Genomic DNA, 23,226 nt, shown 5'->3' with positions numbered 1-23,226 from the left:
ATAAGACAAAATGAATAAAGCAAAATCATCTCGGCCTATCTTATAATTATATCATAAAATATTCTCACTGTGTACTATCTTTTGCGCCTGGTTTACAATATCTTGTGGGAGTTCATAATCATCCACATAAAGCCAGTGAATATTTTTCTCCCGCCGAAACCAGGTAAGCTGTCTCTTGGCATACCGCCGAGTGGCCCGCTTTAAGTTTTCAATGCAGGTCTGCAGGCTCTCGTTTCCTAAAAAGTACGGCTCCAGCTCCTTATATCCAATGGCCTGACAGGCAGTCCCACAATAAATTCGTCTGATTTCCCGCGCTTCCTCCAATAATCCTGCCTCTATCATTAAATCTACCCGGTGGTTAATTCTTTCGTACAGCTTTTGCCGATCTCGGAAATTCAGTCCAATCATACAAACCTGATACCGCCCCGGAACCAATCGGGAACGGCGCTGATGCTCACTCATTGGCACTCCTGTAAGCTCATAAACTTCCAAAGCGCGAATTACCCGTCCTTCATTATTCGGGTGCAGTTTTTCTGCAAGCTGAGGATCAATTTCCTTTAATTGCTCGTATAAGTACTGGGACCCTTTCCTTTGGCAAAGAGCAGTCAGCTTGCTGCGCACCTCAGGGCTGCTTTCAATTTCAGCAAAGGTAATATTTTCCACCACAGAGCTGATATACATCCCTGTTCCCCCAGCCAAAATAGGCGTCTTTCCTCTTTGCGCGATCTCTTCAATACAATTATGCGCCAATGGCACATAATCCGCCACTGAAAAAGAAGTATCATCCGGCGCGACAAAATCGAGCAGGTGATGTGGTATCCCCTCCATCTCCTGAAATGTCGGTTTCGCCGTAGCAATATCCATCTTCTGGTAAATCTGCATGGAATCCCCGGAAACTACTTCCCCATCCAACCGCTTAGCAAGTTCTACTGCGAGCGCGGTTTTTCCACAGGCCGTAGGCCCAACGATTACAATCAATGGAATATTTTCTGTCATCAGCCCAACCTACCAAACTTTTTTTCAATCTCATGCCGGCTCATTCGGATGGATATCGGTCGTCCATGGGGACAATGTTTTAAATCTTCCCCTTCTTCTAACAGGCGGATCAGTTCTTCCAAATGAGGGGCCGGGGTTTTATCATGGGCTTTTACCGCCGCCCGGCAGGCTATGGTATGATACATCTCCTCCAGCTCTTTTGAAAACAGCTGGGTATTTCCTCCTGCCAGCTTTCCGGCAAATTCCACTACAATATCTTTTATATCCGTGCCTATAAGCACGGGAGCCACTTCCCGGACAACCACCGTATTCCCTCCGAAGTCCTCCACTGTCAACCCCGCCTCATGAAGCAGTTTATCATTGGAGAGAACCGCCGCATGCTCCTGCGCAGAAAGCTGAACCGAAATCGGCGTTATTAAAAGCTGCCGATCCCCTTCAATGCCGCTTTTTTTCAACTGGTTAAAGAGAATCCGTTCATGGGCGGCGTGCTTGTCCACCAGGATCATTTCGTCCTCATGTTCCAAAACAATATAAGTACCAAATAATTCCCCTACCAGCCGGGCGTTTTCATACATGTTTTGTGCATACGCCTTCTGCGGCGGAATATCTTCCCGCTGGCAGCGAAGCTCTATAGGGGAAGTCACAGCTTCTTTTTCGATCTCCCGTTCAAGGACTGGCATCATAGGGCGATAAACCGGGATGTCCGCGTACCCGCCGGAAATCCCCGGACTTTTCACCTGTACGGCGACCTCTTCTGAAGGCGTGGATATTCCCTCCCTGGCTTTCAGCGGAGGAGAACTGGTCTTTCCTGTGGGCGCCGCCAACTGGGATACTGCCCTGCGGTACTCCACCGCGCTCAGCCGCTGCTGTTCGGGAGCAGTCTTCCCCTGCTCTGCGACGAAAGGGTTGTATTTCAATTCATCCGCTTTTATCTGGGGCTGAATGTCCTGTGTCCCCAAAGCGGTTTTACATCCATAATAAATTAAATTGAAGATACTTCTTTCATCTGCGAAACGCACTTCAATTTTTGCCGGATGAACATTTACGTCCACTGCATAAGGCGGAATAGTAACGTTCAGAACACAGGAGGGAAACCGGCCCACCATAATGCTGTTCCGGTAGGATTCTTCCAGCGCCGCCATACATGTTTTGGAACGGACGTACCGGCAGTTAATAAAGAAATTCTGCATAGAACGGGAGGAACGAGCGATAGACGGCTTGCAGATCAGTCCATCTACCCTATTGATCCCTTCCATATAGGAAACATGGATAGCGTTATCCGCAAACTCCTTGCCAAGTACACACCGCACAGCAGATAACAATTTTCCATCTCCCGGAGTCTGCAGCTTTACCATACCGTCCCGGAGAAACTTAAAAGCCACCTGCGGATAAGCAAGCGCCGCTTTTTCAATCGCTGCGGCTACGCTGTTTCCTTCAGAGACGTCTTTTTTCAAAAACTTCATTCTGGCAGGCGTATTATAGAACACATCCCTTACGGTTATGGTGGTTCCTACCGGGCACCCAGCGTCATCCAGATAGGTTTCTTCTCCATCAATACGGTAGAGGGTGCCTGTCACATCCGCCTGTGTCCTGGTCAGCAGGTCCACCCGGCACATAGCAGCAATTGAAGCCAGCGCTTCCCCGCGAAAGCCCATCGTACGGATGTTCCCCAAATCTTCCTCTACACGCACTTTACTGGTGGCATGACGCAGAAAGGCATTGGCAACATCTTCCCGCTCAATACCGCTTCCATTGTCAGTTACACGGATATACTGCACCCCGCCGCCTTTTATTTCTACCGTAATATTTTTTGCCCCGGCGTCTATGGAGTTTTCCACTAATTCCTTTACGATGGAAGCCGGGCGTTCCACCACTTCGCCAGCGGCGATCAGCTCCGCTACCTGTTTTTCCAAAACATTAATTTTTCCCATGCTTCCACCTCCAAAACAAACTATTCTTTCAGCAGTTTTTTCAATTCGTATAATCTGTTGAGCGCCTCAATCGGAGTTAAGGTATTTACATCGATTTGGCGCAGCGCTTCCTCCACTTCTGATGGCAGGACCGTTTCAAAAGATATCTGAGAAGATACTTCCTGGGGCTTTCCTTTTTTCTTTACAGGATCTACCGTTTTTCCATCTTCCAGCTGCTCCAGTACCTGGTGCGCCCGCTTAATAATCCAATCCGGCACCCCTGCCAGTTTAGATACCTCAATACCGTAACTATCGTCCGCTCCGCCCGGTATAATTCGGCGCAAAAAGATAATATCATCCCCCCGCTTTTTGCAGGCGATGTTATAGTTTTTCACCGAAGAAAGCTGCTGCTCCAACTCGGTCAATTCGTGGTAATGGGTAGCAAACAAAGTCTTCGCTCCCACTTTATGCTTGTCCGCAATATATTCTATCACAGCCCGAGCGATGCTCATGCCGTCAAATGTCGAAGTTCCCCTGCCAATTTCGTCAAGAATAAGCAGGCTTCGGGAGGTCGCTTCCCTTAAAAGATGGGCCACTTCGGTCATCTCCACCATAAAAGTAGATTGACCGGACGCCAAATCGTCCGAGGCTCCTACTCGAGTATAAATTCCGTCCACCACGCCAATATCAGCGCTAACCGCCGGTACAAAACTTCCGATCTGCGCCATGAGCACAATAAGGGCTGTCTGCCGCATATAGGTGGATTTTCCCGCCATATTCGGCCCGGTAATAATGGCAATTTGCTTGTCAGAATTATTGAGGACAGTATCATTGGCCACAAAAGGCGCCCCGTTCATGAGCAGCTCCACTACTGGATGCCGTCCCTCTTTAATAATAATATCGCTGGAGAAATCCACCTGAGGCCGGCAGTAATTGTTGTTTGCCGCCACAGCAGCAAAGGATGCGTATACATCCAGCCGCGCAATCGCCGCGGCAGTGGTTTGTATCCGGTTCAGGTTAGCGGCAATCTGAGCACGCACCTGTTCAAAAAGGCTGTTTTCTAAGATTAAAATCTTTTCTCCTGCAGTAAGGATTTTTTCTTCCAGCTCTTTAAGCTCCTGAGTAATATACCGCTCGCAGTTGGCTAACGTCTGCTTTCTGATATAGGTTTGCGGCACCAAATCCAAATAGGATTTGGTCACCTCAATATAATAGCCAAACACCCGGTTATAACCGATTTTCAAGTTTTTGATACCTGTTTTTTCTTTTTCCAAGGTTTCGATATCTACTAAGATCTGTTTTGTGTTATGTACCAAGCCCCGCAGTTCATCTAATTGGGCATCATAGCCGTCTTTGATCACACTGCCATCCTTTAAAAGCGCCGGGGGCTCTTCCACAATAGCGCTATCAATTAACCGGCTGATGTCCTCCAAAGGATCAATCCCCTGGCACACCTCGCACAAATAAGCTGACTGACACCCGCTCAAACGGCTTTTCAGCCCGGGAAGCGCCGTCGCCGTATACTGCAGGGAACGAAATTCCCTGGGGGAAGCATTTCCGTAAATAATCCTTGTCATCAGCCTTTCCAGATCAAATACACCGGAAAGCTGCTCTGTCACATCGCAGCGCAGCAGGGTGTCCGAGTATAGCTCCTCTACCGCGTTGAGACGTTTATTGATCATCGCCGGATTTAAAAGAGGCTTGTCCAGAAAGCTTCTCAAAAGCCGCTTTCCCATGGCGGTTTTCGTTTTATCCAGCACCCACAAAAGGGTGCCTTTTTTCTCGCCGGTGCGCATCGTCTGGACAATTTCCAGATTGCGCCGGGCAGTAATATCCAAAGTCATATATTGTTCTGGATTGACATACCCAATAGCGGTAATTCTTTCCAGCCCTTTTTGCTGGGTTTCATACAGATAAGCCAGCAGCGCCCCCAGCACCTGCACCGAAAGTTCCCGCCCTTCCAGGCCCAATTCCTCCGGCGCCTTGGAAAAATGCCTGGTTATTAACTCTCTGGAGGCCGCCGCCTGGAACTTATCGTCGTCCAATAAATCAGCGATACAGCCCAGTTTATCTTTAATAAACCCGGTTACTGTTTTCTTCTCCAGAAGTCCCCCGTTAAAAATAATTTCACTGGGACTATATCGTCCCAATTCATTCACCAGCTCGTTTTCCCCATCCTTTTCAAACTGGGAAACAAACAACTGTCCCGTAGAAATATCCGCGCAAGCCAGTGCATACCCCTCTTCTCCGGAAAAAACACAGGCAATATAGTTGTTGGTGTCGTCGCTTAACATATTGCTTTCAATCAAAGTCCCCGGCGTGATGACACGTATTACCTCCCGTTTCACCATACCTTTGGCTTCTTTTGGATTTTCTACTTGTTCGCAGATAGCGACCTTAAAGCCTTTCTTAATCAGCCGGGCAATATAGGCGTCGCAGCTGTGATACGGCACGCCGCACATAGGCGCCCGTTCCTGCTGGCCGCAGTCCCGGCCGGTTAAGGTCAGCTCCAGTTCTTTGGACGCTACAATAGCGTCGTCAAAAAACATCTCATAGAAATCACCGAGACGAAAAAATACGATATGACCCGGATGTTTCTCCTTTACCGCAAAATACTGCTGCATCATGGGAGATAAGTTCTGCATATTTATTTCCATTGGCGTGTCCCTCCCGGTAATTTCTGTCATTGTCCGCGTGAATATTAGTGGCAGCCGCCGCAGGAAGAACAGCTTCCTGTACAGTTAGCCTGCTCTTCAATCAAGTCCGGGTCCTCTCCGTTGACACTTCCCCGTAAAATCTGCATGATAAAGTTCATCAGACTGTCAATTTCATTTTTCACCTGATTATAGTTAGCCATATTCTCATTGCTCATAACCTGGCCATAAATCTCTTTGATCTCATCATTTAAACGATTAATCGCTTCCTGATCTTTTTGCTCTTTATTAAGCTCGTTGTTCAGATCAATTCTTTTTAAATTGAAATCTCCAATCAATTTCTGAAGCTGCTGATCGTTGTCATTCTGCTGTTCTCTGGCCCGAAGCAAAAGATACCTTTCATCCTGCTGAATAGCCTTTCCCAACTGTCTCGCCGCTAAAATTACATCCATATTTCTAACTCCTTTAACTTTCAATCAATTTATTTTCACATCAAACTAGCTTTCCAAATACGGCCCAGTTTAATGCTTTTTCTACTTGCACATCGACAAAACTGCCAATCAGGTTTTCCTCTCCTGAAAATTCAACAATGTCTCCCGACACATTTCTTCCCGTGAGATATCCATCTCCAGATTTGCCTTTTCCTTCCGCCAATACTCGCAGTTTTTTTCCGATCAGCGCTTCTTGCATCTCCTGTCGGATGTTTGACTGCTCCGTTAATAATTGCCGAAGCCATTTGGATTTTTCCTCTTCCGGCACAGGGTCTTCCATCTTGGCGGCTTTTGTGCCTTCCCTAGGCGAATAAATAAAGGTAAACAGCGCGGTATAACGCACCTTTTTTATCAGAGCTAAGGTATCTAAAAATTCTTCGTAGGTTTCCCCAGGAAATCCCACAATAATATCGCTGGAAAAAGTAATTCCCGGAATTGTTTTTCTGGCGTAATCAATCAAAGCCAGATAATCTTCCACCGTATATTTACGGTTCATCTCCTTTAATACCCGGTTGTTTCCGCTTTGTACCGGAAGATGGATATGATTGCACACTTTTTGGCAGGCGGCAATAGTGTCGATCAGTTTTTTGGTGCAATCCTTGGGATGGCTAGTCATAAAACGAATCTGAAAATCTCCTTCCACAGCGTTAATCTGGGAAAGCAGATCAGAAAAATCGATCTCTTCTTCCAATCCCTTGCCATAAGAGTTGACATTTTGCCCAAGAAGGGTAATTTCTCGGTACCCCTCAGCGACAAGCTTTTTTACTTCACACAAAATGTCCTGGGGTTTCCGGCTTCTTTCCCGTCCCCGCACATAGGGTACCACGCAATAGGTGCAAAAATTATCGCAGCCGTACATAATGGGCAGACTGGCCTTAACCGAACCAATACGTTTTACCGGCAGTCCTTCCACAATACTTCCGTCGCTATTCTCAATAGAAAACATCCTCTTGGAACCAGTGAGCCGCTGATATAGAAGCTGCGGCAGGGTGTGCATTGCATGGGTGCCAAATACAATATCTACATAGGGATAGCTCTTTTTAATCTTATCTGCCACTGCGGACTGCTGCATCATGCAGCCGCACAGTCCAATGATCATGTCCGGGCGCTGCTCTTTTATCGGTTTTAACGCTCCTACATGTCCAAACACCCGAAAATGGGCGTTTTCCCGGACTGCGCAGGTATTATAAATTACTAAATCCGCATTCTCAACAGTATCAGTAAATCCATACCCCATTTCATAAAGCATCCCCATAATTTTTTCTCCATCGCTGACATTCTGCTGACAACCGAAAGAATGAACATATGCCAATAAGGGACGGGGATATCGTTTTATCAAAAGTTCTCTGGTTTTCTCCGCATATTTTTGCTGCGTTTCCAGAATATCTTCTGAGATTATTTCCCATTTTGTCTGTGACAAAACCAAGCCTCCTTTAATTATGCCATATATCAAATAATTATACCATTTTTCCCTCTTTTTTTCAATAGTTGCAGCGCCTTGAACAAAGGTGTTTCTTATGGTAAGATAAGGGCAAACAAACGAGGATGAGAGGGATAAAAGTATGCAACAAAAAGCGGAAAATACTCCCAGGCTTGAAACCCCGCGCTTAATTTTACGCCGGTTTTCACCTCGGGACGCAGAGGCGCTTTTTTCCCTTTTAAGCGATAAAGAAGTCAATCGGTTTCTTCCCTTATTTCCTTTGGAAACCCTAAACCTGGCGCAAGATTATTTACAGGAACACTATCTCGCCTTCTATGAAAAACCGATTGGCTACCGATACGCTGTCTGTCTAAAAACCGACGATGTCCCCGTCGGCTACGTAAACATCAGTCAGGATGACAGTTACGATTTGGGTTATGCCTTAAAAAAGGAGTGTTGGCACAAAGGAATAGCCACCGAAGCGTGTACAGCCGTAGTCCAGCTACTTGCTAGCTCCGGCATCCCCTATCTTACAGCCACCCACGACGTACACAACCCAAGAAGCGGTCGGGTGATGGAAAATATCGGCATGACCTACCGGTATTCTTATCAAGAGCTGTGGCAGCCCAAAAATACCCTGGTAACCTTCCGTCTGTACCAGCGAAATTTTCATATGCCTTCAAATTGGACATATCCAAAGTATTGGGATATCTCTTCGGTACATTTTGTAGAAGATAAAAACGAAACCGGCGGCTGAAAAGCCGCCGGTTGTTTTTTCTTATAACCGCATCAGACAAACCGAAATTTGGGCTGCCAGTTCTTATAGTGTTCTGGCAAATTCTTTTCCCAGTTCCTTGGCTTTTTTCAAGTCCTCTTCCGAAGGCACAAAGGTTACCTTCAGCCCCTCGCCAAATACGTTCATTTTCAGTCCCTGCAGCCGAGCGATTAGGTTGGGAACCCCTTCCCCGCTCCAACCATAAGAACCGAATACCAGCACCGGTTTTTTCTGATTGTTTACCGCGTCCACATGACTGAGCAGCATCCACGCCGGCGGAACCGCATCCCGGTTGATGGTGGGACTTCCTAAAGCAAAAGCGTCGCTGCTGTTAAGCAGCTGTGCCTGGGCGCCCAGGTCATGATCGATAATATCATACAGATCACATACCGCGTCGGATTTCTCCTCTAAAATGCCGGTTTTAATTGCTTCGGCAAGTTTACGGGTATTTCCGTAAGCGGAGGTATAAAAAATAGGAACTGTAAGTTTTTCATTTTTGGCCGGCTGGCTCCAAGTTTCATACATTTTGCGCACATACTCCAGGCGGCCGTTTTTGGTGATAATCGGGCCGTGACTGGTGCAGAGCAGCTCAATGGGCAGATCCTTAATTTTTTCCAAGCCTGCCAGCACATACGGCTTAAACGGCCCAAAAATAGCGTCATAATATCCTTTAAACGCAATCTCATATTTTTCAGGATAAGCCATATTATAATCAAAAGTATACGGCTCACAGTAGTGCGCCCCTAAAAAATCGCAGCTGAAAAGCGCTTTTTCCTCTGCTACCCAAGTAAACATGCTGTCCGGCCAATGTAAAAAGGGAGCGCTGATAAACTTTAAAGTTTTATTTCCTAAAGAAATTTCATCTCCGTTTTTCGCTACTTGGATTTTTAGATCCGGCTTATTGGTAATATTCTTCAGATAAAGCGCCCCCGCCTGGGAAGCGACTATAGTCGCGTTAGGACAATATTCCACAAGCTGAGCCAAGCAGCCGGAATGGTCCGGTTCGTTGTGGTTTAAAATAATGTAATCAATTTCAGAGAGTTCTGCGACCTGTTTAATATTATTTAAATATTGTTCCAAAAACGATTTATGACAACACTCAATTAACGCAGTTTTTTCCGATCCTTTCAGCAGATAAGAATTATAGGAAGTGCCATAATCGGTTACCATTACAATATCAAATACCCTCATATTAGGGTTAAAAATACTCACAGAATATAAGTCGTTGGTGATTTTTACTGAAGACATCGTATAACTTCCTCCTATTTTACTGTCTAAAAACATGTGACCATTTGAGAAAATCAAACGGTCACATAAATCAATTACGCCTGTTCAAACATATCTTTGCCTACACCGCACAAAGGACAGACAAAATCCTCGGGAACATCTTCCCATTTGGTTCCAGGAGCAATTCCAGCTTCTGGGTACCCCTCTTCTTCGTTATAAACAAACCCACATACAGTACATACATATTCAGCCATAATAATACTCCTTTATCATAAATTTATCTTTTAATTGAAATATACCACATTAGTATATTACTGTAAAGACCCTTTTCTAAAAAATTACAGCATTTTTTTCAAATATTTTCCTGTATAGGAACCTTTTACCTTGCAAATTTCTTCCGGCGTCCCACAGGCAACAATATTCCCGCCCTCGTCGCCGCCTTCCGGTCCAAGATCGACAATATAATCGGCAGTCTTGATCACTTCCAGATTATGTTCAATCGTAATTACCGTATCTCCGCCGTTAACAATTGTCTGAAGCACGTCGATCAGACGGTGCACATCCGCGGTATGAAGCCCGGTAGTAGGCTCGTCCAAAATATAAACTGTTTTGCCAGTGGGACGTTTGGACAGCTCCGTAGCCAATTTTACCCTCTGCGCTTCCCCGCCGGAGAGGGTGGTTGCCGGCTGACCAAGTTTTACATACCCCAGCCCCACATCAAAGAGAGTTTGGATTTTACGCTTGATTTTTGGAAGATTCTCAAAGAAGCCCAGCGCTTCCTCCACCGTCATCTCCAGCACGTCATGGATAGATTTGCCTTTATATTTTACCTCCAAAGTTTCCCGGTTATACCTTTTTCCTTTACAAACTTCACAGGGAACAAAAATATCCGGCAAAAAATGCATCTCGATTTTAATAATGCCGTCGCCTTCACAAGCTTCGCACCTTCCGCCCTTCACATTAAAGGAAAAGCGCCCGGATTTATATCCACGCATTTTCGCGTCGTTGGTCTGGGCAAACACTTCCCGAATATCGGTAAATACACCGGTATAGGTCGCCGGATTAGAGCGAGGGGTTCTTCCAATAGGAGACTGATCAATATCAATTACCTTATCCACCAGTTCAATTCCTATAATATCCTTATGTTTCCCCGGTTTTATTCGAGAGTTGGTAAGTTCATGAGTCAAGCGTTTATACAGCACCTCATTGATTAAAGAGCTTTTTCCAGAGCCGGAAACCCCTGTTACTACAGTAAATGTCCCCAAAGGAATTTCCACATCCACATTTTTCAGATTATTTTCCTGCGCGCCTTCAATTCTTAAAAATTTACCGTTTCCCTTCCGGCGCGTCTTCGGAACCTCAATCTTTTTTTCGCCGCAAAGGTACTGGCCAGTGATGGACTCTTTGCAGCTGATAATATCCTCCAGCGTCCCTGCGCATACCACTTGTCCTCCGTGAATACCGGCTCCCGGTCCTACGTCTACAATGTAATCCGCACTGCGCATGGTATCCTCGTCATGCTCCACCACAATCAACGTATTTCCCAGATCCCGCAATCGTTTCAGGGTAGCGATCAATTTGTCATTGTCCCGCTGATGGAGTCCGATGCTGGGTTCGTCTAAAATGTACAGAACTCCCATAAGAGAGGAACCAATCTGCGTTGCCAGCCGGATACGCTGACTTTCTCCTCCAGAGAGAGTTCCTGCAGAACGCGCCAGCGTCAAATAACCCAAACCTACACTTTTTAAGAAGCCCAATCGTTCCTTAATCTCTTTCAGCACTTGATGGGCAATCATCTCATCCCGCTGAGAAAGCTGAAGGCTATCGATAAAATCCAGCGCCCCTACCACTGATTTCTTACAAAAGTCGCTGATATTAATCCCGCCTACCGTTACGGCGAGCACTATATTATTCAGCCGTTCTCCATGGCAGACCGGACATTCCACACTGTTCATCCAGGTGGTTATCTCATCCCGCATCCAACTGCTGTTGGTTTCCCGAAACCGCCGTTCCAAATTGTTGATAATTCCCTCAAAATCCGTATAATACGTCCCTTTTGTGGTTCCGTTTTCCCGGTGCATCTGAAATTTTTCTCCCTTGCTGCCGTACAACAGAATATCCACAACCTTCTGCGGAAGATCTTTTATCGGTGCATCCAAGGAAAAATGATAATGAGCGGCCAGACCTTCATAATACATCTGTGCGATTCCGCCCTCCGCATAATACCAGCCGCTGGCCCGAATAGCGCCTTCTCGGATGGTCAGACGCTTATTGGGAATTACTAAATCCGGATCCACTTTCAAAAAAGTTCCTAACCCAGTACATTTTTCACAAGCGCCGTAAGGCGCGTTGAAGGAAAACATACGAGGGGTGAGTTCTTCGATGCTGATATCATGTTCCGGGCAGGAATAATTCTGGGAAAACAGCAGTTCTTCCAGCAGTTCTTCCAGCTCTTCTCCACAGTTTATCAGTACCAGACCGCCGGAAAGTCCCAGGGCAGTTTCCAGAGAATCCGCAAGTCTGGAACGGATATCCTCCTTGACTACTAGGCGGTCTATAATAATCTCTATCGTATGTTTCTTGTTTTTATCCAAAGTAATCTCTTCCGAAAGATCATACACATTTCCATCTACCCGCGCACGAACATAACCGGATCGTCTTGCTGCGTCCAGCTCTTTGATATGCAATCCTTTTCTTCCGCGGACAACAGGAGCTAAAATTTGAATTTTCGTCCCTGGAGTCAGCTCCATCACCCGATCCACCATTTGATCCACCGTCTGCTGCTTGATCTCCCGGCCGCAGATAGGACAATGGGGAACCCCTATCCTGGCGTACAGAAGACGCAGATAATCGTAAATCTCCGTTACTGTCCCTACAGTAGAACGGGGATTTTTCGAGGTGGTTTTCTGATCAATGGAAATTGCCGGAGAAAGGCCTTCAATGCTGTCCACATCCGGTTTCTCCATCTGCCCTAAAAACTGCCGGGCATAACTGGATAAGCTCTCCACATATCGCCTCTGCCCATCTGCGTAGATTGTGTCAAAAGCAAGGGAGCTTTTCCCGGAGCCGGAAAGACCTGTAAAGACAATCAGCTTGTCACGTGGAATTTCCAGGTCGATATTCTTTAAATTGTGCTCACGGGCGCCTTTAATCACTATTTTGTCTAAAGCCATACCATCGTTTCCTCTATTTTATTTTTCTTCTTTTAATTTTGATATTTTATCCCTCAGATAAGCCGCATGTTCAAATTCAAGCAGTTTCGCCGCGTTTTTCATTTCCTTTGTCAATTGGGAAATAAGTTCTTCCCGTTCTTTTTTGGACAGCTTTTTGCCGCGCCGCCGTTTTCCCTCTCCATCTTCCTTGGCGGAAATCTCCAAAATCTCACGCACATCTTTTTTGATGGTCTGGGGTACAATTCCATGTTCCTGATTGTATGTCAACTGTATTTCCCGGCGGCGGTAGGTTTCTTTTATCGCCGCCTCCATAGAAGGCGTTACCTGATCCGCATACATAATAACCTTTCCCTGGGCGTTTCTGGCGGCGCGTCCCACCGTCTGCACCAAAGAAGTTTCACTTCGTAAAAACCCTTCCTTATCAGCGTCTAAAATCGCCACCAAGGAAACCTCAGGAATATCCAGTCCCTCACGGAGCAGGTTGATACCCACCAGAACGTCAAACTCTCCTAAACGCAAATCGCGAATAATCTCCATTCGTTCCATGGTGTCAATATCATGGTGCATATAACGAATTTTGATCCCTATATTTTCCATATAGTCGGTTAAATCTTCCGCCATCTTTTTGGTCAGAGTAGTGATAAGCACTCGTTCGCCTTTTTCACTGCGCTGGTTGATTTCAGAGATCAAATCATCGATCTGTCCCTCAATGGGACGCACTTCTATCTCCGGATCCACAAGGCCGGTAGGACGGATAACCTGTTCTACAATTTGAGTGCTTTTTTCCCGCTCAAATCCTCCCGGTGTGGCGCTGACAAATACCACTTGATTAATTTTTTCATAAAACTCATCGAAATTCAGCGGTCGGTTATCATATGCCGAGGGAAGACGAAATCCATAATCGATCAAATTCTTTTTTCTTGCGTGATCCCCCCCGTACATCCCCCGCACCTGAGGCAAGGTTACATGGGATTCATCAATAAACATAAGAAAATCTTTTGGGAAATAGTCCATCAAGGTATAAGGGGTACTTCCGGCCGGCCGGCCGGAAATGACCCTGGAGTAGTTTTCAATTCCTTTACAGAACCCGATTTCCGTAAGCATTTCAATGTCATAATTTGTCCGCTCAGAAATTCTCTGCGCCTCTATCAGCTTTCCATTTTCCTTGAAAAATTTTACCCGTTCATCACATTCACTGCGAATTTCCTCCAGTGCTGTCACCATCTTATCCGGCGGTACAATATAATGGGAGGCAGGATAGATAGCGGCGTGAGTTACCGAGTTTTTTACTTCTCCCGTGAGGGTATTAATCTCAGAAATCCGATCAATTTCATCCCCAAAAAATTCCACTCGAATAGCAGTGTCGTTATTATATGCGGGGAATATTTCCACTACATCCCCTCTTACGCGAAATTTGTTTCGCACAAAGTTAATATCATTGCGTTCGTACTGCAATTCCACCAGTTTTTGCAGGAACTCATCCCGTTCTTTTTTCATCCCTACCCGCAGAGAAATCACCATATTTTTGTAGTCAATCGGGTCTCCCAAAGTATAGATGCACGAGACGCTTGATACAATGATGACATCCCGGCGTTCCGCCAAAGAGGAAGTGGCAGAGTGCCGCAGCCGCTCAATCTCATCGTTGATCGCTGAATCTTTTTCTATATACGTATCCGTGTGGGCAATGTACGCCTCCGGCTGATAATAATCATAATAACTGACAAAATATTCTACGGCGTTATTGGGAAAAAAACTGCGAAATTCGCTGCACAGCTGTGCCGCCAGGGTTTTATTATGAGCTAAAACCAAAGTTGGGCGGTTGAGCTTTTCAATAACGTTGGCCATAGTGAAGGTTTTCCCCGAACCAGTAACACCTAATAATACCTGTTCTTTATCCCCCTTCAGCACACCGTCTACCAGCTTATTGATCGCCTCCGGCTGATCTCCCGTGGGGCGATAATCCGATACCAATTCAAACTTATCCGGCATAACTCCACCTCCTTCTCTTGTGTTAGCGTTATATCTAAAATCATGTTATCACTTTTGTTTATATTGTCAAGATTTTGCTTTTTAATACAATAAGAACAAATGTTCTAAACTCGTTCTATTATACTACTCTTTTGTCCTCTTCGTCAAGTATTCATAGAAAGTTTATCACGTAAAATTCCGGCGATAAAATGAAAATTTTATCGCCGGACATTTTTATGAAGCTCACAAATATTTTTCTGAAATGTTTGTAAAAGCAATCGGAGGCGCCGCCCAAAATGAGCGCCGTTTATTCGGCCTGGGACAGGCTTACAGTTTTCGCAATCGCCTCAACCTGTTCCCGCTCAATAGTATCGGGCATAAATGCTATACCAATATAAACTTTTAACTTTGTATCATAAGAAAGAATCCCCAACGTTTTAAACGTCGGCACAGAGGGCATGGCGCCGGGATGCTGATCAATCTCATCCGGGTCCATATACTCTATCTCTACCAAACCAGTTTCCGAGGTATCCGTTGTCTTTATCGCGGTATACGGGTCCCAGATAGCGATCGAAGACAGTCTCAGTTTCGGATAAACGGTTTGATAATATTGCTCCTGCTCTATCTCTTCTGTATAGGGCTCAAAGATATCAAACCCAATATACCCGACCAGCTCTTCCTCTTCATAAATATACACTGGTGTATATAATTCTCCGATAGGAACGGTTTCTTCTTGTTTGGACTCTTTGATTGTCCAGTTTTTTGGAAAATCCACCGTTACCTTAAAACTGGCCGTGCTGTTGAGCTGATCATAATACTCTAAACCTTGTGGATTATCAAGTTTGTACGCGGGAAACAAAATTGTGTTTGTAATAAACGAGCCGTCTTTCTCTATTTGTGAAAAGGTATCTGCACTTGTTTCACCGTGTTCCATTTCCTCCGCCTCTGGCAGCATACCGTTTCCACAAGATGTTAGTATAAGTACAAAAATAAGTAAAAATACAGTGAAACAACTTTTCTTCATTTTCTTTCTCCCAAAACAAACAGAAATTCTTCCTATAGCGCCTGTTCTCATCCATCACGCCACTCCTTCAAGGAAAGCCTTCTTCTCTGAATGTAGTCATCCCCAGGAGAAAAAGCCTGAATTTCTAAGGGACACATAGTCCGTGCCTGCCACAATAATATGGTCTATTAAATTGATTTTTACCGCATTGAGCGCATCATATACCGATTTGGTAGCTGTAAGGTCGGCATTGGAAGGCAGCGCCAATCCGTTGGGGTGATTATGGGCAAGCACCACCGCAGCGGCACTGCACCGAATAGCAACTTCGATAATATTTCTTACATAAATCGGAGCAGCATTGATTGTCCCTTCAATAATAAAATCGTTATAGATCACTTTTCCTTTGTTATCCAGACAAACCAGCAGCACCTGCTCTTTGGTTTTTCCTATAAATTTAGGAAGTACAAACTGTCCCATTTCATCAAAGGACTGAAGTACCACTCCGTTTTGATTCTGCAGATCCATATAATACCTTGAGATTTCCGGTATCAGCTTTATTAAGGTAGCGCAGTTGTTTCCCATCCATTTGACTTTCATCAAATCCTCATAACTAGCGTCAAATACGCCCGATAAGGAACCAAAATGATTGATCAGCTGATGTGCGATTTCATTGGTGTCCCGCTGAGGTACGGCAAAAAACAGCAAAAGTTCCAATACGTTATGAGGTTCGAAGCCGTCTAATCCATCCTTAAGAAATCTTTCCTTCAGTCGTTGCCTGTGGCCATCATGGACCCCCATAAGCTCACCCCATATTATTTTGTTCCCGGTAGTTTTCTGCTGCCTGGTTTTACTAAAGGAATCTTCCCCTCTTTACACAACGGACAATCCTTCTCTTCCCAGGCCGCCACATCTACCGGATATACCGAACGGAAAGGAACGCCAAAATCAACCTTGCCATTGCTGCGGTCGACTATAGAGCCAATCCCCACAACGACTCCCCCTGCATCCTTTACAAGCTGCGCAACTTCTTTGACCGAACCGCCGGTAGTTACAACATCTTCCACCAGCAGACACCGCATCCCCGGAGTCACTGCAAACCCGCGGCGCAGAGTCATTTTACCGTCTTCTCTCTCCGCAAAAAAGTTTTCACATTCAAGGCTGCGGCTCACTTCATACGCCATCTGCACCGCGCCCATCGCAGGACCGATTACCACATCTACCCTGTCATCAGCAAACTGCTGTGCCAATGCCGCGCAAAGCTCCTCGCTGTATTTCGTAAAACGGAAAATTTTCGCACACTGCAGATATTTATTGGAATGTTTTCCGGAGGTTAAAAGGAAGTGCCCTTCTAACAATACCCCGGCTTCTTTTAAAATTTCCTCCACCCGTTCACGCGTAATCATCCATGTTCCCTCTCTTTATTTAAATTTTCGACTACATTTCTTTTTATTATAGCAAAATCAGTACGATTTGCAAATAGATTATATCATTTTTCTATCATCTGTGATATACTATTTTCACACTATGCAATGAGGTTTTTTTATGAAAGAATTGATTATTAATCAAAATGACGCCGGCCAGCGGATAGACAAATTTCTTACAAAATCTCTTCCCTTGCTTCCCCAGGCGTTATTATATAAATATATCCGCTTAAAGCGCATTAAACTCAACGGCAAGCGCTGTGAAATCTCTACCCGCCTTATGGAAAATGATCGGCTGTGCCTGTATATTAATGATGAGTTCTTCGGCTCCGGTCAGGAGAAAAAACTCTTTTTATCTGCACCGCTTTCCCTGAACATCGTTTATGAAGATGAAAATATCCTTTTGGTGGATAAAAAGCCCGGCCTAATTGTCCATGAGGATGATAATTGCCAAATCGATACTTTGATCAATCGAATTCTCCATTATCTTTATGAAAAAAACGAGTATGATCCCTCTTTGGAAAATAGTTTTGCTCCCGCCCTTTGCAATCGGATTGATTTGAATACGGGAGGGATTGTGATCGCTGCGAAAAACGCAGCTTCTTTGCGGATTTTAAATGGGAAAATCAAAGAGCGCCAGATCAAAAAGCAATATCTGTGTATCGTCCACGGCAGTATGCCTAAAGCAAAGGATACCCTCAAGGGGTATCTGAGCAAGGATTCCGATTCCAATATGGTTTCTGTTTACACTTCCCCGCATAAAAATTCCAAAACCATCCTTACCCGGTATCGGGTATTGCAGTCCAACGGTCGTTTTTCCTTGCTGGAGGTGGACTTGCTTACTGGGCGGACTCATCAAATCCGCGCCCACCTCGCTTCTATCGGGCATCCCCTTTTAGGAGATACCAAATATGGCTTTAATCGGGACAATAAGGGGACTGGATATAAATATCAGGCTCTTTACTCTTACAAGGTTACGTTTGATTTTACTACTGATGCAGAGCATCTGAATTATCTCAAAGGCAGATCGTTCCAAGTACCCAGGGTTTGGTTTCAGGAAGATTTTATTGATGGAAAAATTAAATAATAAAACGCCCGCACTAATTTTAGTGCGGGCATTTTTTGGGGGGTAGGTAAAAAAAGAGAGCTTATCTAATCAGAAAAATCCTGTAACCCTTCGATGGCATAAGCGCGGACGGGACAGGAATCCAATCCTTTAATCGGCAGAGGAGCATAAGACATAAAAAACACGTCGCTTGAGAGCTCTTCCAGGTTTTTAAGCACTTCTAAAAATATAATATCCACTTCCATCAGCACGTCATGGAAAGCGCAGACATCCTCGTAATTATTCTCAATAGAAACCCCATCGCCAAAGCCTACGCACTTTACATTTTTGGCCTTGAACCATTCGGCCGCCTCCCGGCAGATAAACAGACGTTTATCTTCTTTTGTGTTGGTTTTTTCAGTAAACGGCGGCAGCTTATAAGGAGAGTCTATAATGACAATATCTCTGTCTTTTATCCTGCCTGCACAGGCCTTTTCCAGATCCTCAGGCATTATATGGCTGTTTGGCGCCAGATGATCGATGGTTACATAAATCGCCCGGCCCATAAAACTATCTAAGGGCATCCCCTGCACATCCGTCCACTCATCTCTGTGATGATAGGGACATTCTACATGGGTGCCTAAATGACTTGTAAGATCCATAATCGTATGAAAGTCCGGAATTGGCCCTCCTGTATTAAATCTTGTCAGTCCGCAGCGTCTGGTTTCCGTTTGCGGGTCAAGAGCCTTTGTTAAATCCACTACTTTAAATTTCCCCAGCTGATATGTACTCATGTTTCCATTCCTCCTTCAGTTTATCTCTACCTTGTCCTCCAATGCATGAACCATTTCTACAATAAACGCATGGCTTGGCGCAGGAACACCGTTTCGCTTTGACGCGCGCACCACAGAACCGCTGATAGTATCCACTTCTGTTTTACGGCCGTCCCGCAGGTCGGCATAAATGGAAGTATATCCGTTGGGCGCCTTTGTAAGGAGAGTTTTTACTTCCTCAATTATCAGGTCCTGATCAAATCCCATGCCATCTCCGTTAGCCACCGCAACCGCTTCTTCCAGCAGGCGGCGCACCAGAAACCACCCATGCTCACTGTCCTGTAAAAATCCCATTCTTACCTGAAGCACCCCAGTCAGCACACTGACCGAAACATTGGTAAAAAGCTTTCTCCAAATCAATTTCTGGATATTATCAGAGATTTCCGTTTCAAATCCACAGGCGGTAAAACTCTCCGCGATGGGCCTTAGTGCTTTTTTATCCCCTGTGAGAAGGCCGATGCAGGTTTTTCCTGTTCCCCCGTGATGAACCATACCCGGTTGGAGCAAAGAAGCGTTGTGCTGTGTTGTACCAATAATAATATGGTCTTGTTTTACAAATTCCTTTAAAACCTCTTCATGCCCACAGCCATTTTGCAGGGTCATTACATAAGTATCCGGCCCAATCAGATTTTTGCAGCTATCCAAAGCGTCTCGGGAAAACATTGCTTTGACAAAAAGAATAATCAGATCCACCGGCATTATTTCACAGGAGGTGATATATGCTTTGGGAAAGAACAGCTTTTCCGCTCCTGCCTGTTTAATACATATCCCATCTGTACAAATTTTATCCACCTTTGCCTTATCCGTATCCAGCAGTACTACCTGGTTGTGCTGGGACAGATATCCGCCGTACAATTCCCCCATCGCACCCGCGCCAATTACCGCTATTTTCATGTCATACCTCCTGAAAAGGAATTTCGCTTTACAGCTTTATTTTAACTACAATTTTTCTTACAACGCAACCGTCTCCCACACTGCACCTGGGTTTGTGAGCGTCCTCAGGGGCCACCACAATAAAATCTCCCGGCAGGAGAACCACCCCGCCGCTTATCGTTGGTTCTTTATAGAAAACAACGTCGTTTTCTTGATCCTTCTCTCCATCGGAAACCAGACCTTCCCGGCGGGCAAGTCCAAAGTATTCCTGACCGCTGAGTACGTATTGTACATCAAAATGATCGTCATGGGTTTCAAAACGGGCGGTGTGCGCGGGTACGCTATGGTACTCCTGAACCATAGCGTACACTCCTTCACACAATGGAATGGTCCCTATTTCTAATTGGTCCAAATCTTTTCTGGAAAGAAATTCATATGCTGTTTGAAACTTTTCATCCAAATAATTATATTTTTTCGCAAGCTCGATTCTCGTACCGTACATATCTCATTTCAGCTCCTATTCTTTTGTTTCTAAGCCCATCCATTCTTTGGTAAGACGCATCATCTCGTGATAAAGATAACAGCCCGCCTGCTTGTCATATAGATATACGAAAAAACTATCCAAAACATAGGGAGAAAAGCTCAGCTTGGCAAGTTCCTTTGCAAACGCCATCCCCGCAATTTCCCCAAGACACACAATACGGGAGGTGTTCTTCAGTTTACCAATCTTCCAAAGCTCTAATTTTTCTGTTCGGGTGAAGATCGTTTTCTCATTCTCTTCCTCCAAATAGTGAAAAAGCTCATGGGCAATCAGTACCTCTTCCACCACCAGTTTTTTTAATATGCTTCCCAAGGCCTCTTCCCTAATCAATTCCTCCGCTTTATCCACACAGTCCATAAAAACGGTAATCTCATCCGGCGCCACAAACTGAGCGAAGGTTACATGTCCGCCATGTAACGGTTTTTGAGGAAACTTCAGTTTCAGCCCCAATTTTCCTGCAATTCCTCTGGGAGAAAGATTCCCATATTTTTCTCTTATTTTTTTAGCGCAGCTCTGCCCGCAGTCGATTGCCTTGCGAGTAAGCTCCATGCGCTTTTCCAAAGGTATTCTGCTTCTTAAGGGTTCCCTGGAGAAAGCGTAAGCGCCAAATGCTTCTTGTGGAACTTCAGTGAGATCCTGGAGCATTTTGCTTATTGCTACCATTTCTACCGATGGACGCTGATCCTGTGGTTTATTGGAAAAGCCCTGGGCAAAGCGTTTTAAAAAATCATTCTCCACGGTATTTTCTCCCCCATCGGATTATATCTTATTTCTAGTAGCTATGATGATAATCTCTTCCTCTGGTTCCAGGGAAGAAAGTTCCAGATCCATGATCATGAGATTCTGCTGCAAATCCACTGATCCCGCATAATCCATCATTCTAGCGCCAATACATAAATAATAATCCGGGCGCAGGATACTGTCCGCAAGATATACCGCCAGATCCTCATACAGCTTTTTTACTACCTGTTCATACTGTGCCACTTTACATTTCACAGCTACACCGTCATTGCGCTGGACCTTGATAAAACCTTTTCGGTCAAGAATACGAATTGCCTGCCTATCTTTCTTTTGACAGCCATACACGTAAAAATATTTGCTATCAGTAAGCAAGTTGACCTGAGAAGCATCCTCCATCAGGTCCTTGCTGGCGATTTCTAAGGCTTCTTGTTGCGTACATTCTTTCAGCAAGTCGGTTGTTTTTACTTCCGTGGATCCCAGAGCGATCGCAGTAACTTTCGAGCTTTGATTGTCAATTTCAATATGCACTTCGATGGTTTCCGGGGACGCGCCACTTTCTATGGCTTTATCAATGACTTCTTTTTTAATATTCTTAATATCCTGAGGCGTCGGATTGGGAATAACTCTTTCCACTACGTCTCTTACCATAGCAAGCGCTACGCCGATGGAAGAGATTACTTCCGCGTTTTCTGGAATATTATATTTAATATCCATTTTATCGGCGCAAAATCCGATTAACGCCGCAGCGCCGCCACCAACGCCCACTAAGGAAATTTGATCATGTTCCAGCCGGTATTTTTCCGCCAGTTCTGTAATCACCGGCTCGATCTTCCCGTAAGCTTTCGTCAGTATCTGCGTGGCCACTTCTTCTACGGTAGTGCCTATGTAGTCAGCGATAGGCTGCATGGCTTTCCTGGCGGAAGCTGCGTTGCCATAAGAGAAATACTGGGGATCAACCAGCCCCAGCACATTGGCGGCACAGGTATTGGTGATTGCTATACGCTTGCCGCTTGCCAGCTTTATACAGCAGTAGTCGGAGGGATCGTCCTTTTTCGGGGAGAACAATTCTATCTGTGGATCTATGATTTCTTCCTCCGGAGTAAAGACCGCATAATCCATCCCTGCAATATGCGCGCTTCTTGGCCCTACATCCACTACACCGCTTTTGCTTACGCGCACCATACTTCCCCCTGCAACGCCCAGCACCCGTACGTCCAGGGAATTGATATAGGTTTTATGCCCTCCTACAATTGTATAATCAATGGCAGGACGGCCATTTTTAATCACGCCAATATTAGTAGTGGTTCCCCCTACTTCAAAATATACTCCATTGGAGGCCCTCAGGTACATTAAAGACCCCATAACTGACGCAGCCGGACCGGAAAGCATCGTGAGCACCGGACGTTTTTTCATTTCCCCGATTTCCATAACACCGCCGTCGCCGCGCATAATCATCAGCGGAACGTTAACCCCTGCACTGCGCACGCTTTGCTCGGTACTGTTGGCGGTATCAAGCATTTTAGGAAGAATGCTGGCATTGATCGCTGCCGTTCTCGTACGGCGGGTCAGCCCATACAGTTTGGTGATATCGGAAGCTACTGTGGCCGGAAGATTTTTGGCTTCTGCCAAAGTTTGTATCTGTTTTTCTTCTGTGATGCTGTCCACACCAAACGCCATTGACGCCACAATTACCTGAGCTCCCTGGCTTTGCAGGCTATCCAGTTCCCGATTGATGGTCCCTTCATTTAACTCTTTTTTACGAAGATAACTGTTAAAAATATGAATGATTTTTCCTGAACCCAAATCGATATCAGTCAGCCGTACCTGTTTTTTGGCCAAAAAGCCTTCCAGTCCACCGCCGGAAACCCCTAAAATTCCTACCTGCGCTACATCTCCTTCCACCAAGGCGTTGGTAGCTTGCGTGGTGGAGTGAGCTACAAATATAACATCCTGCGGAGAAATATTATTTTCTCTCAAACAGTTTTCAAAAGCCTGTACTACGCCGGCAGCAACGCCCGAGGGATGGTCATGGGTAGTTTTTACTGAGGATTTTCCTATAATCTCATGGGTCGCGTTATCAATCGCTACCGCTTTTGTGTGGGTTCCACCTACGTCGATTCCCATACGCACCGCTCTGTCAGCCATATTATATCAT

At 45.3% G+C, this 23,226-nt stretch carries 19 protein-coding genes; 2 read left to right on the top strand and 17 right to left on the bottom strand.

Annotated elements, in window-relative coordinates; all coding sequences use genetic code 11:
- Positions 1-51: 51 nt before the first annotated feature.
- The 5 genes from miaA to miaB are packed head-to-tail and all read right to left on the bottom strand — an operon-like array spanning position 52 to position 7,471.
- Complete coding sequence (gene miaA, locus H8705_RS01865) at positions 52-996, bottom strand: tRNA (adenosine(37)-N6)-dimethylallyltransferase MiaA (protein ID WP_262394154.1); 945 nt, start codon at positions 994-996, stop codon at positions 52-54.
- The gene (mutL, locus tag H8705_RS01860) at positions 996-2,927 is read right to left on the bottom strand and encodes a DNA mismatch repair endonuclease MutL (protein WP_262394153.1); all 1,932 of its coding nucleotides are present in this window, start codon (positions 2,925-2,927) and stop codon (positions 996-998) included. The genes miaA and mutL overlap by 1 nt, the downstream gene beginning before the upstream one ends.
- 20 nt (positions 2,928-2,947) lie before the next feature.
- Positions 2,948-5,551: a DNA mismatch repair protein MutS gene (mutS, locus tag H8705_RS01855; RefSeq protein ID WP_262394243.1), complete on the bottom strand. Its 2,604-nt coding sequence runs from the start codon at positions 5,549-5,551 to the stop codon at positions 2,948-2,950.
- Positions 5,552-5,607: 56 nt separating this feature from the next.
- Positions 5,608-6,012 (bottom strand): YlbF family regulator, encoded by a 405-nt coding sequence (locus H8705_RS01850; RefSeq protein ID WP_262394152.1) that lies wholly within the window; start codon positions 6,010-6,012, stop codon positions 5,608-5,610.
- A gap of 40 nt (positions 6,013-6,052) precedes the next feature.
- The gene (miaB, locus tag H8705_RS01845; protein WP_262394151.1) at positions 6,053-7,471 is read right to left on the bottom strand and encodes a tRNA (N6-isopentenyl adenosine(37)-C2)-methylthiotransferase MiaB; all 1,419 of its coding nucleotides are present in this window, start codon (positions 7,469-7,471) and stop codon (positions 6,053-6,055) included.
- A gap of 142 nt (positions 7,472-7,613) precedes the next feature.
- On the opposite strand from miaB, the gene H8705_RS01840 reads away from it, so the two are divergent.
- Positions 7,614-8,228 (top strand): GNAT family N-acetyltransferase, encoded by a 615-nt coding sequence (locus H8705_RS01840; protein ID WP_262394150.1) that lies wholly within the window; start codon positions 7,614-7,616, stop codon positions 8,226-8,228.
- A gap of 63 nt (positions 8,229-8,291) precedes the next feature.
- Here the strand turns inward: H8705_RS01840 and H8705_RS01835 are convergent, their stop codons facing one another.
- From H8705_RS01835 to pyrE, 7 genes are all read right to left on the bottom strand, one after another.
- Positions 8,292-9,494, bottom strand: a complete 1,203-nt coding sequence (locus H8705_RS01835) for an FprA family A-type flavoprotein (RefSeq protein ID WP_262394149.1) — start codon at positions 9,492-9,494, stop codon at positions 8,292-8,294.
- 74 nt (positions 9,495-9,568) lie between these two features.
- A complete protein-coding gene (locus H8705_RS01830; protein ID WP_262394148.1) occupies positions 9,569-9,727 on the bottom strand; it encodes a rubredoxin in 159 nt (52 codons plus the stop codon).
- 84 nt (positions 9,728-9,811) lie between these two features.
- Positions 9,812-12,646 (bottom strand): excinuclease ABC subunit UvrA, encoded by a 2,835-nt coding sequence (gene uvrA, locus H8705_RS01825; RefSeq protein WP_262394147.1) that lies wholly within the window; start codon positions 12,644-12,646, stop codon positions 9,812-9,814.
- Positions 12,647-12,664: 18 nt separating this feature from the next.
- Positions 12,665-14,635 (bottom strand): excinuclease ABC subunit UvrB, encoded by a 1,971-nt coding sequence (uvrB, locus tag H8705_RS01820; RefSeq protein ID WP_262394146.1) that lies wholly within the window; start codon positions 14,633-14,635, stop codon positions 12,665-12,667.
- A gap of 286 nt (positions 14,636-14,921) precedes the next feature.
- Positions 14,922-15,638, bottom strand: a complete 717-nt coding sequence (locus H8705_RS01815; RefSeq protein WP_262394145.1) for a hypothetical protein — start codon at positions 15,636-15,638, stop codon at positions 14,922-14,924.
- A 96-nt stretch (positions 15,639-15,734) separates the two neighbouring features.
- The gene (locus H8705_RS01810; RefSeq protein WP_262394144.1) at positions 15,735-16,415 is read right to left on the bottom strand and encodes a JAB domain-containing protein; all 681 of its coding nucleotides are present in this window, start codon (positions 16,413-16,415) and stop codon (positions 15,735-15,737) included.
- Positions 16,416-16,429: 14 nt separating this feature from the next.
- Positions 16,430-17,020: an orotate phosphoribosyltransferase gene (gene pyrE / locus H8705_RS01805; protein WP_262394143.1), complete on the bottom strand. Its 591-nt coding sequence runs from the start codon at positions 17,018-17,020 to the stop codon at positions 16,430-16,432.
- Between the two features lie 139 nt (positions 17,021-17,159).
- Between pyrE and H8705_RS01800 the strand changes: the two genes are divergently transcribed.
- Positions 17,160-18,125, top strand: coding sequence for an RluA family pseudouridine synthase (locus H8705_RS01800; RefSeq protein WP_262394142.1), 966 nt, complete (start codon positions 17,160-17,162; stop codon positions 18,123-18,125).
- 65 nt (positions 18,126-18,190) lie between these two features.
- Here H8705_RS01800 and H8705_RS01795 read toward each other — a convergent pair whose 3' ends face one another.
- The 5 genes from H8705_RS01795 to H8705_RS01775 are packed head-to-tail and all read right to left on the bottom strand — an operon-like array spanning position 18,191 to position 23,216.
- The gene (locus H8705_RS01795) at positions 18,191-18,877 is read right to left on the bottom strand and encodes a cyclase family protein (RefSeq protein ID WP_262394141.1); all 687 of its coding nucleotides are present in this window, start codon (positions 18,875-18,877) and stop codon (positions 18,191-18,193) included.
- A gap of 15 nt (positions 18,878-18,892) precedes the next feature.
- Complete coding sequence (locus H8705_RS01790; RefSeq protein ID WP_262394140.1) at positions 18,893-19,810, bottom strand: ketopantoate reductase family protein; 918 nt, start codon at positions 19,808-19,810, stop codon at positions 18,893-18,895.
- A 28-nt stretch (positions 19,811-19,838) separates the two neighbouring features.
- Entirely contained in the window at positions 19,839-20,291 is a 453-nt protein-coding gene (locus tag H8705_RS01785) for a YhcH/YjgK/YiaL family protein (protein WP_262394139.1), read from the bottom strand.
- Between the two features lie 15 nt (positions 20,292-20,306).
- Positions 20,307-21,068: a hypothetical protein gene (locus H8705_RS01780; RefSeq protein ID WP_262394138.1), complete on the bottom strand. Its 762-nt coding sequence runs from the start codon at positions 21,066-21,068 to the stop codon at positions 20,307-20,309.
- 21 nt (positions 21,069-21,089) lie between these two features.
- Positions 21,090-23,216: a hydantoinase/oxoprolinase family protein gene (locus H8705_RS01775; protein WP_262394137.1), complete on the bottom strand. Its 2,127-nt coding sequence runs from the start codon at positions 23,214-23,216 to the stop codon at positions 21,090-21,092.
- Positions 23,217-23,226: the final 10 nt, after the last annotated feature.

Origin of the sequence: Youxingia wuxianensis, assembly GCF_014385085.1 — a bacterium.
In the GTDB taxonomy this organism is placed as follows: Bacteria; Bacillota; Clostridia; order Oscillospirales; family Ruminococcaceae; genus Youxingia; species Youxingia wuxianensis.
The sequence above is the reverse complement of the archived record's forward strand: the minus strand, read 5'-3'. Positions and strand labels throughout refer to the sequence as shown.

Coding starts and splice junctions, on each gene's coding strand:
- mutS (WP_262394243.1), bottom strand. CDS start 5,551: ATGCAGAACTTATCTCCCATGATGCAGCAGTATTTTGCGGTAAAGGAG.
- H8705_RS01850 (WP_262394152.1), bottom strand. CDS start 6,012: ATGGATGTAATTTTAGCGGCGAGACAGTTGGGAAAGGCTATTCAGCAG.
- H8705_RS01815 (WP_262394145.1), bottom strand. CDS start 15,638: ATGAAGAAAAGTTGTTTCACTGTATTTTTACTTATTTTTGTACTTATA.
- uvrB (WP_262394146.1), bottom strand. CDS start 14,635: ATGCCGGATAAGTTTGAATTGGTATCGGATTATCGCCCCACGGGAGAT.
- H8705_RS01840 (WP_262394150.1), top strand. CDS start 7,614: ATGCAACAAAAAGCGGAAAATACTCCCAGGCTTGAAACCCCGCGCTTA.
- H8705_RS01835 (WP_262394149.1), bottom strand. CDS start 9,494: ATGTCTTCAGTAAAAATCACCAACGACTTATATTCTGTGAGTATTTTT.
- uvrA (WP_262394147.1), bottom strand. CDS start 12,646: ATGGCTTTAGACAAAATAGTGATTAAAGGCGCCCGTGAGCACAATTTA.
- H8705_RS01790 (WP_262394140.1), bottom strand. CDS start 19,810: ATGAAAATAGCGGTAATTGGCGCGGGTGCGATGGGGGAATTGTACGGC.
- mutL (WP_262394153.1), bottom strand. CDS start 2,927: ATGGGAAAAATTAATGTTTTGGAAAAACAGGTAGCGGAGCTGATCGCC.
- H8705_RS01830 (WP_262394148.1), bottom strand. CDS start 9,727: ATGGCTGAATATGTATGTACTGTATGTGGGTTTGTTTATAACGAAGAA.
- H8705_RS01775 (WP_262394137.1), bottom strand. CDS start 23,216: ATGGCTGACAGAGCGGTGCGTATGGGAATCGACGTAGGTGGAACCCAC.
- H8705_RS01785 (WP_262394139.1), bottom strand. CDS start 20,291: ATGTACGGTACGAGAATCGAGCTTGCGAAAAAATATAATTATTTGGAT.
- pyrE (WP_262394143.1), bottom strand. CDS start 17,020: ATGATTACGCGTGAACGGGTGGAGGAAATTTTAAAAGAAGCCGGGGTA.
- H8705_RS01810 (WP_262394144.1), bottom strand. CDS start 16,415: ATGGGGGTCCATGATGGCCACAGGCAACGACTGAAGGAAAGATTTCTT.
- miaA (WP_262394154.1), bottom strand. CDS start 996: ATGACAGAAAATATTCCATTGATTGTAATCGTTGGGCCTACGGCCTGT.
- H8705_RS01800 (WP_262394142.1), top strand. CDS start 17,160: ATGAAAGAATTGATTATTAATCAAAATGACGCCGGCCAGCGGATAGAC.
- H8705_RS01795 (WP_262394141.1), bottom strand. CDS start 18,877: ATGAGTACATATCAGCTGGGGAAATTTAAAGTAGTGGATTTAACAAAG.